Genomic DNA, 17,762 nt, shown 5'->3' on the forward strand with positions numbered 1-17,762 from the left:
GCGGCGTAAACGAACAATAACAACAAAAGTAATCCCTTATGGCGACCATCAAAGACGTGGCAAAACTGGCTGGCGTATCCATAGCCACTGCCTCACGCGTTATCAATAACGCCCCTCACACCAGCGAAGCGGCAATCGTCGCGGTTAAAGAAGCAATGCAGTCTTTGGGGTATCGTCCCAACGCCAACGCGCGCGCACTGGTGAGCAAATCTTCCCACACCATTGGCGTTTTGGTGAATGACGTCTCTGCGCCTTTTTTTGGCACCATGGTCAAAGCCATCGACACCGTGGCCTGCGAACAAGGCAAACAGTTGTTGATTGGCAGCGGCTATCACGACGCCAACAAAGAGCGCAACGCCATCGAGTTGTTGATCAACAGCCGTTGTGAATCTTTGGTGGTGCACAGCAAAGGCATGAGCGACCAAGAACTTGTCTCACTGGCGGATGAAATTCCCGCCATGGTGGTGATCAATCGGGTCGTCAAGGGCATCGAATCACGCTGCATTGCGCTCGACAACCATCGCGGATCCTACCTTGCGACGGAGTTTTTGATTCGCAGTGGTCACAAACACATTGGCTACATTTGTTCCAGCCACAACATCGACGACGCCAAAGATCGCCTCGCGGGTTATCGAGATGCTTTGCGCGACAACGGCATCGCGATCCGTGAAGAATACATTGAATATGGCGAGCCAGACGAAACCGGCGGTGAGCAAGCGATGATCAGCATCATGGCGAAGAATCTCCCCATCACTGCGCTGGCAACATACAACGACTACATGGCCGCAGGGTGCCTTTCATTGCTGCTGGAAAACGGCATTCGCATTCCTGAAGAGATGTCGCTCATCGGCTTTGATGATGGCCACGTAGCACGCTATATCTACCCACGCTTAACCACGGTTCGCTATCCGATTCAGGTGATGGCCAGTGAAGCGGTAAAACTGTCGCTGCAATTGGCCAATGGTGAAGTACCGGATCGCAAAGAGCACAAACTCTTTATGCCCATGCTGATCCGCCGAGCCTCTGTCGGCGCGCCTGCAAAATAGCCGCCATTCAACACTATTTTTGTGTAATTAATCACTTGATGAAATATTGATTAATTATTCGCGTATCACCGCCAAATTTAGCCGCCTATAATTAATCACACGTTTAATTTTGAAGGGCGGCTGATGACGGAACTCAACCCGCGCCGAGGACGGCCAACGCACAACATCGACACGAGACAACTGCTGATTCACCACGCACGCGAGTTGTTCACCGTCATGGAATACAACAACGTTTCTACCCGCTTAGTGGCGCAAAAAGCAGGCGTGAATGTGGCCATGATCCGTTACTACTTTGGCAGCAAAGAAGGGCTGTTCGAGACCATGCTGCGAGAAACCCTCGCGCCGATGCAAAAACAAATGCAAGCACTGGTGCTCGAAAGTTCAGAGAAAAACCTGCTCGATATCATGCGCACTTATTACCGAGAAATGGTCAAAGTGCCTCAGTTTCCCCGCTTGATTGCGCAAGTGATGCGCATGGCCCCCTCCGATACCCAACGCAAATTGATGGAAAAAGTGATGAACGACATCACCCAACCGATGCAAGGGTTGATCTTCGATCGCTTGTTAGAAGGCGGCATATTGCGCCAAGGCGTCGATGCCAAATTAGCGCGCATCACCTTCATCAGCTTGATGGTGTTTCCTTTTATGGCACCACCAGCGCTCTTGTCGATTCACGGCATCGAACTGAATGAAGCTTTTCTCAACCGCTTGTTTGAACACAATATTCAACTGATGAAATACGGATTTTTGGACTCAGGAGCAGCCCATGACCCTCAATAAAAAATGGCTCTTTTTCCCCGCATTAGCGGTGGGCGTGCTGGTGTTGGTACTGGCGGTCAAACTCAAACCCGAACTGCCGGTGAAACCTGCCGATGATCGTGCTCGCTTGGTGGAAACGCTGCCGCTGGAACTCAAAGCCGTTGCCCCTTTAGCGATTGGTTTTGGCAAAGTGGCCCCCAAAGTGGAGTGGAAGGCGATTGCCGAAGTCTCTGGCAAAGTGATCTATCGCCACCCACGCTTAGAGAAAGGGCAAGTACTCAAAGCCGGCACAGAGATTTTGCGCATCGACCCGCTCGATTACCAACTCAAACTGGTGCAAGCTCAAGCCGACCTCAAATCTTCCCAAACCTCTTTGGCTAAGCTCAATCAAGAAGAACAAAACCTCAAAAGCAGTTTGAAGATCGAATCCAACCGCCTCGCGATTGCCAATAAAGAGCTCGAACGCAAACAGAACCTGCGTAAAAAAGGGCTGAACTCGCAATCGGATGTCGATCAACAAGAACAAACCACCCTTTCACAGCGCAAACTGGTGCTCGACATTGAAAACCAAATCGCCCTCATGCCCGATGAAAAGCGCGTGGCAGATGCGCTGATCAAGGTCAACAACGCCAAGGTGGATGAAGCCAAGCGTGCGCTGGAAAAAACCATCATCACCCTGCCATACGATCTGCGTATCGCGCAGGTGGACATCGAGCAAGATCAGGTGGTTAACCAACAGCAAACCATGGTTACCGCGCACGGTATTGATGTGATGGAAGTGGAAGCGCAGCTCTCAATTCATGACATGCAAACCCTCGCCGCCAGCTTGGGCGAGTTCGCACGCGATGAATCGGGCATTCCACAACCGGATATGACCTTCATTCAAGCTTACATTGAACTGAGCAGTGGCAATTTAAGCGCCAGTTGGCCGGCCAAAGTGGCGCGAGTGAGTGAAACAGTGGATGCCAACCAAGCCACTGCTGGGGTGATTTTGGAGATAGAACAAGACTACCGTGAGCTCAATCCAACCTCATTACCGCCGCTGGTCAATGGCATGTTTGTCCGCGCTTACATTGAAGGCCAAGCCAACCCCAATTGGGTCATCCCTGAGCGTGCGCTGCACGGTGGCAAAATCTATCTGATGGATGAGCAAAACCGCTTGCGCATCGTGCCAGTCACCGTCTTATTCCGCCGCGATAACCAAGTGGTGATCGATGGCGAACTCAGCCACGGGCAGAAACTGATCGTCAACGACCTATTGCCCGCGATTGAAGGCATGTTGTTGAAAGAGGCCACCAGTGAGGCGAATCCAGAGGAGAGTGGCTCATGATTCGTTTTTTCGCCAAACACCCGACGGCGGCCAACTTGTTGATGTTAGCGCTGCTGATCCTCGGGATCTCTTCACTCTCCACCATCAAACGGGAAACCTTTCCCGAGTTTGATCCGCCTTACATTATGGCGGCGGTGGTCTATCCAGGTGCTTCGCCCCAAGAAGTGGAAGAGAGCATCTGCGTGCGCATGGAAGATGCCGTGGATGGCCTTGCCAATATTGTCGAAACCCAATGTGAAGCGATTGAAGGCTCGGCGCGCTTAATCCTGAAGCTCAACGAGAAGGCCGACATCAGCCGCATGCTGGTGGATGTGCAAACGCAAATCAACGCCATCAACGATTTCCCTAAAGAGATCGAATCTCCGGTGGTGCAAGAGCTTGATTGGAACGAACCCGTGGTGGATGTGGCAATTACCGCCGACACCACATGGCCGGAACTCAAAGCGTATGCAGAACAGCTTAAGCGAACGTTAAAGCTTGATTATGGCGTCTCTTTGGTGAGCGTAGCGGGCTTTTCTGATCACCAATATCGTGTCGAACTCGATACCCAAGCGATGCGCCAACTCGGTTTAAGCGTTGGCGATATTGCCGAACAAATTGGCCGACAAAACGTCAAGCTCCCGAGCGGCAATGTGGAAACGCCCGACAAACATTTTCTGATCCGCTTTGATGAACGCCGCGTCACACCACAAGAGCTCAGCACCATAGTCGTAGGCTCAGGGCCGAATGGTTCATTAATCCGCTTGGGCGATATTGCCACCATTAGCGACCGCTTCGAGCTCGATGAGCAAAAAGTGCTGTTTGATGGCCACCCTTCAGCGCTGCTGAAAATCAGCAAAAACAAAGAAGATGACGCCCTGCGCATCAAAGATCGCGTTACCCAGTTTGTTGCAGACCAACAGGCGATCGCCCCTGATGGCGTGCAACTGGAAATGACCAACGATCTCTCATCTGTCTTGTGGGATCGCCTCACCATGATGGTGAGAAACGGCTGGCAAGGGATTGTGCTGGTGTTTGCCACCATGTGGTTGTTCTTCAGTTTGCGCTATTCCTTTTGGGTGGCGGCTGGTTTGCCGGTGGCTTTTCTTGGCGGGCTATTTTTGATGGCGCAACTTGGGCTCTCCATCAACATCATGTCGTTGGTTGGGTTATTGATGGCGATCGGCATCATGATGGACGATGCCATCGTGATCGCCGAGTCGATTGCGGCGCACCTTGATCGCGGAGAGAAGATCGACGATGCGGTGATCAAAGGGGTCAACAAAGTCCTGCCGGGGGTGATTTCTTCCTTCCTCACCACCGTGTGTATCTTTGGTAGTTTGCTGTTTTTGCAAGGCGAAATGGGGGCAGTGCTCAAAGCGGTGCCACAAGTGCTGATTTTGGTGCTCACCTTAAGCTTGGTGGAAGCCTTCCTCATTTTGCCCAACCATTTGGCGCATTCCCTACACAAACAAAAACAGGAAAGACCGGACCTCAAGTTCAAACAAACCTTACTTGAACACTTTGAGCACTTTCGCAACACCACCTTGGTCAATGCGGTAGAAAAAGTGGTGGAATTTCGCTACGCCTTTATGGGTGGCGTATTAGCGTTGCTGCTGATTTCTGCCGCGACCTTGGCGGGCGGGCTATTGAAGTTTCAACCCTTCCCCGAGCTTGATGGCGATATCGCCGAGGCGCGCATCATTTTGCCGCCGGGAGCCTCTTTGGCACAAACCGAAGCCGTGGTGGATAAAATCGTCGCCTCTGCGCAAAGGCTGGATCGCCAGTGGAGTGAAGAAAAAGAAAATGGTACGCCTTTGGTGCGTCATATCACCAGCCAATTTAATGCCAATGCCGATGCCAATGAATCGGGCCCGCACATTGCCACTGTGCGGTTGGATCTGCTCGGCGCTGAAAGCCGCAACACGGTGATTGACGAGTTTATTACCGCTTGGCGTGACGATGTCGGTGAACTGGCCGACCCGATATCACTGGTGTTTAAGCAGCCGACCATGGGGCCGGGTGGGCGCTCAATTGAGATCCGTGCCAAACACGACGATCTCGATGCACTCAAAGCTGCGTCTATCGACATTCAGCAATACCTCAACCAGTTCGCAGGCGTGCATGGGGTGCTCGATGACATGCGCATGGGCAAAGAAGAAGTGTTGGTCAAACTGCGCCCCGGCGCGGAAGTGTATGGTATCAATGGCCAGTTGATCGCCAACCAGTTGCGCGCGGCTTTCTTTGGTCAAACCGCCGATGAAATTCAGCTCGGCGTCGAGAATATTTCGATAGAAGTGCGGCTGGATAAAGTGCAAGCGGGCGATTTGCAGCAGTTAGCCAACTTCCCGATCATGATGGCCGATGGCAGCCAGATCCCGCTCGCCACCATTGCCACGCTCGATTTTCAGCGTAACTACGTGCGCATTCAACGCATCGACGGGCTAAGAACCATCAGCGTGTTTGGCGATGTGGACAACACACAAGCCAACTCCACCGCGATCATTCGCCAGTTCCAACAACAAGAAGCACCGAAGCTGATGCAAAAATACCCCGGCTTACGCTTTGATTTTGAAGGCGAAGCCAAAGACACCGCCGAAACCGGATCTTCAATGGGCAAAGGCTTTTTGCTGGGTCTGTTTGGGGTGTTCGCCATTTTGAGTTACCAGTTCCGCAGCTACTTAGAACCCTTTGTGGTGATGCTTGCCATTCCTCTTGCCTTTATTGGCGTGGTTTGGGGGCACATTCTGCTCGGTCATTCGCTGAGCATGCCAAGCATGATGGGCTTTGTTTCGCTGGCGGGGATTGTGGTCAACGACTCGATTTTGCTGGTGCAATACATTCGCCATCATGTCGATGAAGGCGACAGCGTGCATGACTCTGTAGTGAAAGCGAGCCGTGAGCGCTTTCGCGCGGTGTTTCTCACCTCCATGACCACCGCTGCAGGTTTGTTGCCGCTGCTCACCGAAACCAGCTTGCAAGCGCAGGTTATCCAACCTTTGGTCATTTCCATTGTGTTTGGCATCCTTGCTTCGACTTTGTTGGTGTTGTTTATGATCCCAGCCGCTTACGCCATTTTGGCCGATTTTGGTTTGGTGCATAAACACCAAGAGATATGAAGCAAAACGAGTAAATAATCGGCAAACGAGCGAGGCCCAGCGCCTCGCTCCCTCGCTTTGTGACCTTGCTGGCAGCCCCATATGGCGCTTTGAACTATAGTTAATGCAATCCTCATTCACTGGCCGACTCAATGCAAACACCTGAAAAACCGGACAACGAACCGCAGCGAATCGCGGATCTCCATTCGCTCCACATTTTAGACACCGCCGCGGAAGAACGTTTTGATCGCATCACTCGCATCGCACGTCGGCTGTTTGATGTGCCGATAGCCTTGGTCAGTTTGGTGGATGAGGATCGCCAGTGGTTTAAATCCTGCATTGGTCTGAATGCCAGTGAAACGCCACGCGATATCTCCTTTTGCGGCCACGCCATTCTCGGCACTGACACCTTGATTGTGGAAGACGCCAGCCAAGATGCGCGCTTTGCCGACAACCCATTAGTGACTGGTGAGCCACACATTCGCTTTTACGCTGGCGTTCCGTTGATGTTTGAACACAGCTCCTGCTTAGGTACCTTGTGCATCATCGACAGCAAACCGCGCACACTTAACGAAGACGAGCGTTTGGATTTGATCGATCTGGCCAAAATGGCCGAGCGAGAACTCGCCGCCACGCACAGCGCCGCCATTGATGACCTCACGCAGATTTCCAACCGCCGTGGGTTTATGACCTTGGCGAAAAAGAGCATGGCCTATTGCGAAGTGGGCGGCTATCCCTATTCCATCGCCTATTTGGATCTCAACGGTTTTAAACCGATCAACGACCAATTTGGCCACCAAGAGGGTGATCTTGCACTCAAAGCGTTTGCCGATACGATGAAAAAAAGCTTCCGCGAGTCTGATGTCTTTGCCCGTCTGGGTGGAGATGAGTTTGTGGTGTTTATGTCTGGCGCGTCTCGCTCTGTGGCGCAAATCGCCATTCAACGCTTTACGGAAGCCTTGCAACGCTACAACCAAAGCGCCAACCGAGGCTATGATTTGTCCTTCTGCGCGGGGATTGTTTCCGTCGAACCCGATGCCAATATCAGTTTGGACGAGCTTCTTTCTCAAGCAGATAAAGCCATGTACCAGCAAAAAGGCAACAAAACGCCACGCAGTTGATGTGACTCAACGCCCTCGAGCGATGGAAATCCTAAGCAAAATAGGTACAATCCTCGCTCGATTTTTTGACTTGCGCGGACTCCCTCATGCACACGCCGGACCCTTGCTTTACCTCATTCACCACCGCTATCGACGGCTACGCCCTGCCCGAGCGCTTTACCTTCCCGTTTTACTACACACCGCACCCGTTGTGTGTGTTGGCAGCAGAGCAGTTGCAACAGCATTTGCTCACTCAGCAAGAGTGGCAACACAACTTTGGCTTGTTGAGCGGCGAAGTGGTGAGTGACGACGAGAGCGCAATTGGCAAAATGTTTGGCGTGCTGCTGGTTGAAAATGCACAAGGCGACATCGGTTTTTTGAGCGCATTCTCAGGCAAAATTGCCGACCAAAACCTATTGCCCGGCTTTGTGCCACCGGTGTTTGACATGCTGGCAGAAGAGAGCTTTTTCCGCCGCGAGTTATCGGAAATCACCGACATCAACCATCAGGTAAAACAGTTGTCGCAAAGCGCAGAGCTGGCACAACTGCGTCAGCAAATTGAGGCAGACCGCCAAGCTTACCAAACGCAAGAACAGGCCCAGCGCCAAGCCATGATTGAAGGGCGCGCTGCACGCAAGCAACAGCGCGAGCAAGCGGAAGCAACGCTCACTGGCGATGCGCTCAAAGCGGTGTTGGATGATCTCGCCAAACAAAGCGTGGCTGAAAAAAACGTGCTCAAATACCTCAAACTGGAGTGGGATGAAAAACTCGCTAGTGAAGAGGCGCGTTTGCAAGTGCTGCTCACTCAACTCGACACGCTCAAAGAGCAGCGCAAAACCTTATCGAACGCCTTGCAACACAAATTGTTTGCTCAGTATCGCTTCCTCAATGTGCGCGGGGAGCAGAGCGATCTCAACGCGATTTTCGCCCCCACCACCAGCCCCGTGCCACCAGCCGGCTCTGGCGAATGTGCCGCGCCAAAACTGCTGCAATACGCTTTTACCCACGGCTTGAAGCCACTGGCAATGGCGGAATTTTGGTGGGGCGTGTCACCGAAATCAGAAGTGCGCCAACACAAAAAGTTTTACCCATCATGCCACAGCAAATGCCACCCCATTTTGGGCCATATGCTGCAAGGGCTGAACATGGACCCGAACCCGCTGGAAGAAAACTGGGCAGAAGACAAAGAGCTGGAAATCGTCTATCAAGATGAGGCGATGGTCGTCGTCAACAAACCCTCAGGGTTGTTATCGGTGCCGGGCAAAACCATTACCGATTCCGCTTATACCCGTTTGCAAGCGCTATTCCCTGACGTGGAAGGGCCGTTTGTGATTCACCGCTTAGACATGGCGACATCGGGACTGTTAGTGTTTGCCCTCACCCGCCGCGCCAACAAGAGCCTGCAAAAGCAATTTATTTCTCGTGGCGTGCAAAAGCGTTATGTGGCGATGCTGGAAGGTGAGGTGTCGCAAAGCCAAGGGGAAATCACCCTGCCGATGCGAGGCGACCCAGACGACAGGCCGCGTCAGTTGGTCTGTTTTGAACACGGTAAACCCGCGCATACCGATTGGCAGTTGATTGAGATCCGCGATGGCCGCAGCAAGCTTTACCTCTACCCAAGAACGGGGCGCACTCACCAACTTCGTGTTCATTGTGCCCATCACCTTGGTTTGAACATGCCGATGGTCGGCGATGGGTTGTATGGTGAGAAAGCCAACCGACTGCACTTGCACGCCGAGTCGCTTGAACTTGACCACCCTTACAGCAAAGAGCGCATGCATTTTCAAGTGGATGCCGAATTCTAGTTCGTGCCTTCCAGCGTGTGGCGCTGGCCGCACAAGCTCCCCACCGAACCAATCTCGAATCAACATTTTCGCTCTATTTACCGTGCCACTGGCCACAGAGTAAATAGAGCGATATATCGCTAATCGGTTTGAGCCGTTAGCAACTCACCCGCAGTTACATCCACTGGTTCAGTAAGGTAATGAACTTCGGATGAATCAAATAGCCAATCGCAGAATGAGGGTTGGACTGCCCATCTCTCACACACAAATTGTAGATGGGGTAAATGTCTTTCATCCCGCCTTTGACTAAGCCAAGTTGCAGCATCTCTTTGAAATCGTTTTTGATGCGATTGTCGTGAGAAATGTAATCGTCTTCCGCTGAAATATTGCACCATTGGTGAAGATTGAGTGGGTAGCGTTTTTTACCGCTTAAGCTGCTGCCTTTCAAACGCGCCTTCACATTTTCATCCCCCAGCGGCGAGCCTAAGGTGACTAAGAGATCGACTTTCTTTTCAGCGCCGTAGTCGTGGCGATATTCGCCATAATGAGAGAGCTTCCACAAACAATCGTAACTGATCATGCTGCCCAAGCTGTGCGCGACCATCATAACCTCATCGCCACTATCAAGTGCTTCTTTCAGTTCTTTGGTCAGGCGCGAGCGCAAGTCACTGCCGTAATAACTGTCTTCGTTCCAGTAATGCGCCATATCGGGGGCGACACTGGTGATCAGCGGCTCTGCCAGTTTTAAGTGGCCTAATACGGCTGAGAAAGTATCGGCCAAGGCTTCCGCTAAGAAGCCCGCTTTAGAGACTTTTTTGTAGTTCGTTTTGGTAAAACCATTGCGCGTGTATTGCTTGAGTTTATCCAGCGCGTCGATACGGCTTTGCGGATGTTCGGTTGGCGCTTCGAGCAGTTCGTTGGAAAGATCGCCATAGTAGATAAACCGCTTTTCTATCTGCTTAAACGCCTGAACACGGCTTTCACCGTAATCTCGCTGTAAACCATGTTCAATGGCGTTGAACCACAATGTTTGTAAATCGTTTTTGTCTGGTTTCGGCGCTCGGCCATGAATAAAGAGTATTCGCTTTGCCATAGTTCCTCCTGACGTGAAATGACGCGTTACTCCAAGATCGGATCACGCATCCTCAGGTTAGGAGTGGGAAACTACCACGAAAGTGACACCCATTGCATAAACAGCGCAACCCTTGCGAGCTGACGCTGTTTTTGTGCTGAGTCTTAAAGGTGGAGCAAGAGGCTAAGAAGTGAAACGCCACTCGGGGAGTGGCGTTTCTTGCTGAACCAACTGTTTATGTCTGTTGGATACTGTTTTCTACAAAACATCAGCAAATTGGGGTAAAGAGTTAGATTGCGATAGCTCTTGGTTCAATTTTCCCTCTCGAACAAGACGCTGTTTGTTCATAGCCTGTGTTTCGTAGTAATCCTGTGCGACTGCTGTTTCAATAAACTCCACCGATTGCCCTGTAAAATCATTCACCGCACATTTTATTTCTTCCAACGAAACACCAAAAAACTCTTTTCGACGGTTAATCATATTTAAACGCTGGCTATCAAATCTATCGTGGAGTTTTTTCTCTAGCATCGGAGCATCATCAGTATGAATCATTGCATGTACATCAAATGTAAATGGCACAGAAGCATCCCCAAGCTCTCTAACCCTATCCATTGGTTCCAAACGGCGAGTCATACCTATTTTGTAAACATCATCTCCAAATGATCCTATGTTCGAAATTATGTAAACATGCCCCTGCTTAGTTTGCTCAGCCATTGACTGTGCGCGTTGATGTTTTTTCTCAGCTTCTTCCAAGTTTGCCTGTAAATGCACAATTTGTTTTTCTAATTCTGCTTTGAGTTCATCACTCGCTTTCTCTAGCTCTTTTCTAGCTGCTTCTAGTGCTTTGTGATAACGTTTTTCTTCTTTGATCGCCTCTTCTTCAGCTTTTTTAATTTCAGCTTCTACTTTTGCCTCTTCACGCATTTGTGCTTTAATTTCCGCCTGTTCTTCTTTTTCACGTTGCTTCTTTTCTCGATACTCATAAGTGAGCTGGAGCTCTTTTAATTTTTCCATGAGATAAAACTCAGTTATATGTATCGCATTCGGCTCATTTAGCTTATTTATTGCAGCAAAAGCTTTCTTTATGCGTTCTTCCATCTTTGTTACGTTTTTCCACGTACAATTAGCAATAGCTGCCTCACACTCATTATTGAAAGCTCTAGCAGTAAGGCGAATACTCTTGTGCGTCATTTTCTTTCCTTCACTTCGAGAACCATCCACCGTCCATTCTCGACTACAATATATTGCACCAGAAGCAGAGTTGATTTTTAACAAAACCTTCTGAACTTCCTTACATTTTATTATTTCTTCTTTGAATACTTCAGATGCATCAAAATCGAATTTTGATTCATAAAAACCTAGTTCAATAAGTTCAATGTCTTCACTAAAAATAGCAATCTGATGAGTTAAAGAGTCGTAGGTAGCTTTCTTAGTTTTGTAGTCGCTCTTTAAGTCTTCGATTTGTTGCTCTTCTAATTGACGGTTCGCAACTACTTCATCTCTCTTTAGTTCTATTTCGCGTAATGTTTGGCGTTCCTTATCTTCAATTTCTTTCTTATCTGATTCTAGTTGCTTTTTTATTTGCTCACATTCAGCTTCAAGGTCTATGACCTTGGCATATTTCTCTCTATACTTTGCGACTTCCTCTTCTGCCACTAACAATCGAGTTCTTGCAATTTCTAACTTTCCACTTAATTTTATAGATCTTATTAAAAAAAAGATAAAAATAATAAACAAAGTAGCTAAAGAACCAGAAAATACGTATATTAACGAAAGTTTTTCTATTTACCACATCCTACCTAAACAGTTATGAAACGAATATATACGTTTATACTCATTTAGTTCTTAATCTAGCGACAATTATATTCAGAAAGTGTGAATTAATCAGTGTTATGTACAGACACAAATTTCGAGATGCTTCATATTGGTATTTTCCCTGAGTATCTATGATTTAGGATATAAGTTAGCTTTAATCTAGCATCCTCCCTTCCTCTTAACCTTTTTCCTCATATCAACACACCATCCCATTACTCCCATCAATCTCAACTCTGTGATCTTGCTGCTTTCTCTATGCTTTTCCTGTTGAAAGTTTGTACAAGGGTGTCATTATCTACCACAAAATAAATGGGTTACATTTTGCGCCGTTTTTATCGGTGCGGTGTGACCGAATAAGGACATCAAATGGGTGTGTCACCTATCGAGGTATACCATGCAATTTTCTACGATTTCTCGCGCGCTGTTGGCCGTTTCTACGATGACGTTGGCGATGCCAACTCAGGCTATCAAACTCACCGAAAACCAGATCGAACTGGGCATCAATACTCAAATCGCTTGGATGAAGGACTCTGGCGCATTTACCCAACTTGCGGCTTGCAGCGGCAAGTCGGAAGCCACCATTATTCAAGGCTTTCGCAAGTTTATGGATAAGTGTGCGAGGGGCGATGAGAGCCAATATGAGCTTTGCTACAACAATGAGCTTAAATCACTGCTTGGGGTGACAGACGCACGCCTAGAAGCTTGTATCAATCAGTATGGTGATGATGACGAAGAGCGTTATTACGCACTGAAAGAGAAAGAAGAAAAGTTGCAAGCCGAGCTCGATCAGTTGAATAGTCGCAATGACGATTCCGACGCACACTGGAATAAGATCGAAGCGCTAGAGAAACAACTTCAAGATCTCTATGCAGAGATGGAGCCGCTCGAGCAAGCAGAAGCGGATCGCACGCAGCGTGAATGGGAAATAGCGACCAATGAAGTGCGCAAAATGAACAAAAAGCTCGCTCCGCTGAAAGAGCATGCCCCCCACAACCTACCCACTGGCCTTGATGAACCGTGGCTAGGTATGACACCGAGCTTTGATCACCTCCCACCTGAGTTGGCCTCAGCAAAAGAATCACAATGGGCCATTTGCGCCAATATGATCAAAGACGTGACCTTATCGGCGGAAAGCATTGGTGCGGTGAAGCATCAACCTGAAGCGTACGGCATTACCGATGAGCAAAATCAGCAAGCATTACGCGAGATGTACCATGCTTCCAGCGGCACCTTCCTCGATAAGATCGACGCGAAGATTGTTGAAATCAGCTTAAAGGATTGGCAATTTGCCCATACAGAGAAAGGGATGTACGACATTTCGAAAAAAGCGTGGGACTGGTGCCAAGCGCAACCTGCTGAAAATTTCGTCGGCCTTGATGACTCTCGCCTTTAATCACAAGGCGTAAAACACGCCAGCCCCCCTCCACAATAAAACGCGAAAAGTAAAAAGCACTGAGTGAGTTCAGTGCTTTTTTGTTGGCGAGTATAAGCGCGGCTTACGCAGCGTTTTGGCTTGCTGGTCGCGTTTTGGGATGCAGGATGATGAGGCTCATGATACCGAGCAATACGGCAAGCATCACTGAGGCAAAACGCACGAGGTCATCAGCAATGGCACTGATGCTGGTGGAGGTAATGCCGTAGAACACCAATACGACATAGCTGGAATACATCAACTGTATCGAGTTGAAGCTGGCCTTCCTCTCAATGGCATGAATACCCATGAACAACGCACTGACGATAGCGGCCCCCATGGAGCCCACCAAGTTGACTTGAAAGAGGCTGACAACCAATGGTGGTATGGCATACAACACGCTGGCATAAGTGGTTATTAGCCTTCTGATGCCATAATCATGGCCCACGATGGGATCGGGGTCTTTCAACACCAAGGCGACAATGATGGTGATGATGGTGCTTTGCTCCAAATCCATACGGATGGTGGTGACCAGCACGGCCATGATCAGCACGGTTTTCGCCATGGTCTGCCAATCGAGCGTATAGCGAATGGTGGAGGTTCGTCCTTGCACATTCGCCGCCATTGGCTCGCCCCCTGGGAACAGGAAGTAAGCCAAATACGCGACAAAACCCGCGATGAAGATGTTCGCTAACAAGGCAAATGGGATCTGCTCGACATCGATCCCTTTTTGTTGAGTAAACACCGCTATCATGGCGGTGGAGACGACCAAGAGTATCGCCAACACATCTTGCGTGTTCTTTTTCGTGCGCTCCATACACCAGTAGAAGACGCCAAATAAGAACAAGTAATAGACGTGTGGATAGTCTATCAACAAGTTGCTGACAAACGCCTGCATCCAAGCGGTGGCAAACAAAATGCCCCCCATAACCAGTATCATCACTGGCGGCGGTGGCTCGTGAGTGGTGGTGAGAAACACCACGCACATCGCCGGTGCGAGCAAGGGCAAATCGGTACCGAAAACGTATTGCCAAAACAGCAATAAGATTGGAAACAGCGCGACTCTGATCAGAGGGTTCGCGGCGCTACGATACATAACTAATATAACTCCATGCCCACATCCAGAGGTCTTGTAGTCGCTCTGCGATGTAGCTTTCCTCAGGATAGAAACCGACCACTGCGCGGCCACTGTATCTTAGAGTGATGTTGTCTGGTAAATCGGAAAACTCAATGTTGACCGGAAAACGCTGTGCTTTCGGGTTGTTCGTTGGTGAGGTCATTAAGCCTGTGCCAGCATCAACCGCTAAACTGCCGTTACCACTGCTGCCCCAACCAATGGAGGTGATGTTGCCTTCGAACACTTCACCTGGGTACGCATCAAAGACGATTTTCACTTTATCGCCCGTTTGTAGGTACGCGAGTGAGTTTTCTCTCACCATGGCGGTCAACCATAGGTTGTGATTATTCACAAAAGTCAGCAGTGGTTGGCCTGCACCTGCGTAATCGCCCACGGCCAAATCCATATTGGTGATCACACCATCAGCGGGAGCCGTCAGTTTGGTGTGGTTGAGGTTGAGGAGCGCTTGTTCAAGACGGTTCAACACCGCTTGGATCTCTGGGTTTTCTTTGCCACGAGGACCAAACTCTTGTTTGGCTTTCTCTAACGCCGACGATGCTTGAGCTAGGTTAGCTTCAGCGGTATCGAGCTCGGCAACGATGTTATCCAATGTGGCTTCGCTGATGGTGCCTCGCTCTGCCAACACACGGTTACGCTCTACGTTTTTTCTCGCGTTAGCCACTTTCACGCGTGCCGCCACTTCATTGGCTTTGGCCACGTTGATCGCTGCAGAATCCGCTTGGTAGGATTGCGCCGCTTTTTGCAGATCGAATCGCGCCGCTTTGACGGCCAACTCAAAAGGTCGGTCATCAATGTTTAAGAGTGCATCACCCGCTTTCACTGCCGAGTTATTAACTATGTGAATTTCTGAGATAGGGCCAGAGACTTCTGGGCTAATGCGGATCACTTGGCCATTGATGCGCGCTTGGTCCGTCATGGGGGTGACTCTATCGGCCCATAGCGTGTATACCCACAGAACCAGCACTGCGGCAAAAATATAGTAGGTAAACGAGCGCGCTTGTTTGAGCTTTTTGTTGTCGTCTGATGCGCTTGTTGTGGTGTTTTGTTCTGACATCATTGTTCCTCAGTTAAATCATTTTTTGCTCAAGTATATTCACTTTCTTATAGATAATGCTGCTCTTGGTTCTCACTTCAACGACAATCGTAATCACAAAAGCAAACAGCCCTGTCAGCACAACCGCCGCCATTGGCGAAACCATCACGACGCCTGCGTACTTAGTCCAGATCACCGCCAACGCAACAAACCAGCCAAACAAAGCGCCTGCCTGCATTAAGGCGATGGGCAGGAGATCTTTCCAAAATGAACGTTGCAGTTCATGGCGATATTGAGGGTGACTGATTTTAAGCTGACGAAGAAACAACGTTGAGGTGATCAAAGACAAAATGATCCCCAAACCAAACGTTAAGGAAATCGCCTGTCCCCAAACGGTCACTTGCGAGTTGGAGATCATCTCCATCGACATCGGGACCGAACTCATTCCTTTGAAGTGGTGACTTGCGATATAGCCGTTAATGGCACCGTTTATCAGTCCTGCGATGAATGAATCTTTTACTTGGATATTCATTATCTACCACCTAGCGAGCGTGAAGAATAAGGGCGGGGAGTATAATCCCATCACTCTACTGAATGCATACGCCAGCCTTGAAATCTCATATTCCAGCTTTGTATAGAATAACGGACACAATGATAGTGCCCGTTAATTTTTTGGTACAAAACGCGATGCGTTAGCTGAGTTTATAACGCGTCCAAACTTGCGAGCGCCAACGCCTTGCCATGATGAGGCCGCGGAACCACTCGTCGAGGGCAATCGCCATCCATGCACCGAATACGCCGTAGCCCCAGTGAATACCGAGCAGATACGAAAACACCACGCCCAAGCCCCACATGCTCAAAATGCCCATTTGCACTGGGAATTTGATGTCCCCCGCCCCTTTGAGCGCCGAGATGAAAATCAGGTTAAACACACGCCCCGCTTCCAACACAATGGAGCCCATAACTAAGGAGCCGGCTAACATGAGGATCTCCGGCTGCTGAGTAAACAGAGTTAAGATCGCATCACGCATAAAGTAGATGGTGCTCGCCACCGTGACCGAAGAAGCAAAACCAACCAAGAAGTAGATTTGCACCCGCTTGGTGATGTTCTCTATCCACCCTTTACCAATGTAGTAACCGGTTTGAATTTGCGTTGCTTGGCCAATGGCTAAGGCAAACGCAAAAGAGAAACGTGCGATGTTCTGCGCGTAGGTAAACGCCGCAAGAGATGAAGTACCCATCTGCACCACAAAATAGACGATGGTGATTTGCGCCATGTTGTACGAAAGCACTTCCCCTGCGTTCATACCGCCGATTTTGAGGATTTTCTTATAGACCGCGCTGGGCACTTGTGCGAGAGAACGCATCGGCAAATCAATTGAGCTGCGCCACAGTAGCACGCCCAAAATCGTCGTGCCGATCACTTGGCTGGCCACCGTTGCAATCGCCACGCCTTGCACGCCATACACGGGCAAACCAAACGGCTGATAGAGCGCAATGTAATTGCCGATGATATTGAGCACGCCGCTGATGAGGTTAACCGTCATGGGCGAGCGCGAATAACCGTGGCTGCGCAAAATGGTGGTAAACACGATGCCAATGGTGACGTTAAAAGTCATCGCACCGCTGATGAGCAGATACTCTTGCGCGTATTGTTCCACCTGCGCTTCCAAACCGTAATAGGGCAACAAATGCGTTGCACCGAGCACCGCCAACACGCTGAGGATCACCCCAATCACGCTGGAGAGCGCAATACTTGCCACACCAACGTGGGTGGCATCTTGATCGCGGCCTGCACCGTTGTATTGGGCAATGAGAATCCCAGTGCCGCTGCTGACAAAGGTAGAGACAATGATGAGGAAGAATGTCAGTTGGGTGATCACGCCCACCGCGGAAACCGCTTTGTCTGAATAACCAGAGAGCATGAATACATCACTGGTGCCGAGCGCTGTCCGTAGCAAAATCTCCACTAATATCGGCCACGCGAGCGTCACGATAGACATGCGCTGGTTGATATTTTGGGTTTTAGCCATTTTGTTGACCTTAAATATGAAAAATCGATCGATCGTCGGAAAAACGAAAAACTGCTCCACAAAAGGGTTGCAGAGCAGTCTGAATGAACAATAAAAATGTGCGTCTTATTGTATAGGAACTGCGCAAAAAGACACACAAAATTCATGGCTAAATGTGGTGCAAA

The 17,762-nt window shown here is 49.6% G+C and carries 13 protein-coding genes; 7 read left to right on the forward strand and 6 right to left on the reverse strand.

Annotated features, from left to right (window positions below; genetic code table 11):
* The first annotated feature begins 38 nt into the window (after nucleotides 1-38).
* The 6 genes from AOT11_RS17020 (at nucleotide 39) to AOT11_RS17045 (ending at nucleotide 9,117) form a co-directional block, all read left to right on the forward strand.
* Complete coding sequence (locus AOT11_RS17020) at nucleotides 39-1,046, forward strand: substrate-binding domain-containing protein (RefSeq protein WP_017421793.1); 1,008 nt, start codon at nucleotides 39-41, stop codon at nucleotides 1,044-1,046.
* Nucleotides 1,047-1,169: 123 nt separating this feature from the next.
* On the forward strand, nucleotides 1,170-1,826 hold the full coding sequence (locus AOT11_RS17025; RefSeq protein ID WP_017421792.1) for a TetR/AcrR family transcriptional regulator: 657 nt from the start codon (nucleotides 1,170-1,172) through the stop codon (nucleotides 1,824-1,826).
* Nucleotides 1,813-3,135 carry an efflux RND transporter periplasmic adaptor subunit gene (locus AOT11_RS17030; protein ID WP_017421791.1) on the forward strand — a complete coding sequence of 441 codons (1,323 nt, stop codon included), beginning with the start codon at nucleotides 1,813-1,815 and terminating at the stop codon, nucleotides 3,133-3,135. Before AOT11_RS17025 ends, AOT11_RS17030 begins: the two co-directional genes overlap by 14 nt.
* Nucleotides 3,132-6,233 carry an efflux RND transporter permease subunit gene (locus tag AOT11_RS17035; RefSeq protein WP_017421790.1) on the forward strand — a complete coding sequence of 1,034 codons (3,102 nt, stop codon included), beginning with the start codon at nucleotides 3,132-3,134 and terminating at the stop codon, nucleotides 6,231-6,233. The genes AOT11_RS17030 and AOT11_RS17035 overlap by 4 nt, the downstream gene beginning before the upstream one ends.
* Nucleotides 6,234-6,364: 131 nt before the next feature.
* Nucleotides 6,365-7,333: a GGDEF domain-containing protein gene (locus AOT11_RS17040; protein ID WP_017421789.1), complete on the forward strand. Its 969-nt coding sequence runs from the start codon at nucleotides 6,365-6,367 to the stop codon at nucleotides 7,331-7,333.
* 86 nt (nucleotides 7,334-7,419) lie between these two features.
* A complete protein-coding gene (locus AOT11_RS17045) occupies nucleotides 7,420-9,117 on the forward strand; it encodes an RluA family pseudouridine synthase (RefSeq protein WP_017421788.1) in 1,698 nt (565 codons plus the stop codon).
* Nucleotides 9,118-9,271: 154 nt separating this feature from the next.
* Here the strand turns inward: AOT11_RS17045 and AOT11_RS17050 are convergent, their stop codons facing one another.
* Nucleotides 9,272-10,189 carry a lipase family protein gene (locus AOT11_RS17050; protein ID WP_017421787.1) on the reverse strand — a complete coding sequence of 306 codons (918 nt, stop codon included), beginning with the start codon at nucleotides 10,187-10,189 and terminating at the stop codon, nucleotides 9,272-9,274.
* Between the two features lie 237 nt (nucleotides 10,190-10,426).
* On the reverse strand, nucleotides 10,427-11,824 hold the full coding sequence (locus AOT11_RS17055; protein ID WP_017421786.1) for an SNIPE associated domain-containing protein: 1,398 nt from the start codon (nucleotides 11,822-11,824) through the stop codon (nucleotides 10,427-10,429).
* 553 nt (nucleotides 11,825-12,377) lie between these two features.
* Between AOT11_RS17055 and AOT11_RS17060 the strand changes: the two genes are divergently transcribed.
* Entirely contained in the window at nucleotides 12,378-13,376 is a 999-nt protein-coding gene (locus tag AOT11_RS17060) for a hypothetical protein (protein ID WP_017421785.1), read from the forward strand.
* A 103-nt stretch (nucleotides 13,377-13,479) separates the two neighbouring features.
* Here AOT11_RS17060 and AOT11_RS17065 read toward each other — a convergent pair whose 3' ends face one another.
* From AOT11_RS17065 to AOT11_RS17080, 4 genes are all read right to left on the reverse strand, one after another.
* On the reverse strand, nucleotides 13,480-14,490 hold the full coding sequence (locus AOT11_RS17065) for a DUF2955 domain-containing protein (protein WP_017421784.1): 1,011 nt from the start codon (nucleotides 14,488-14,490) through the stop codon (nucleotides 13,480-13,482).
* On the reverse strand, nucleotides 14,480-15,586 hold the full coding sequence (locus AOT11_RS17070) for an HlyD family secretion protein (protein ID WP_026050586.1): 1,107 nt from the start codon (nucleotides 15,584-15,586) through the stop codon (nucleotides 14,480-14,482). The genes AOT11_RS17065 and AOT11_RS17070 overlap by 11 nt, the downstream gene beginning before the upstream one ends.
* Nucleotides 15,587-15,599: 13 nt before the next feature.
* Entirely contained in the window at nucleotides 15,600-16,097 is a 498-nt protein-coding gene (locus AOT11_RS17075) for a hypothetical protein (RefSeq protein ID WP_017421782.1), read from the reverse strand.
* A 160-nt stretch (nucleotides 16,098-16,257) separates the two neighbouring features.
* On the reverse strand, nucleotides 16,258-17,598 hold the full coding sequence (locus AOT11_RS17080) for an MATE family efflux transporter (RefSeq protein WP_017421781.1): 1,341 nt from the start codon (nucleotides 17,596-17,598) through the stop codon (nucleotides 16,258-16,260).
* Nucleotides 17,599-17,762: the final 164 nt, after the last annotated feature.

Origin of the sequence: Vibrio vulnificus NBRC 15645 = ATCC 27562 (assembly GCF_002224265.1) — a bacterium.
In the GTDB taxonomy this organism is placed as follows: domain Bacteria; phylum Pseudomonadota; class Gammaproteobacteria; order Enterobacterales; family Vibrionaceae; genus Vibrio; species Vibrio vulnificus.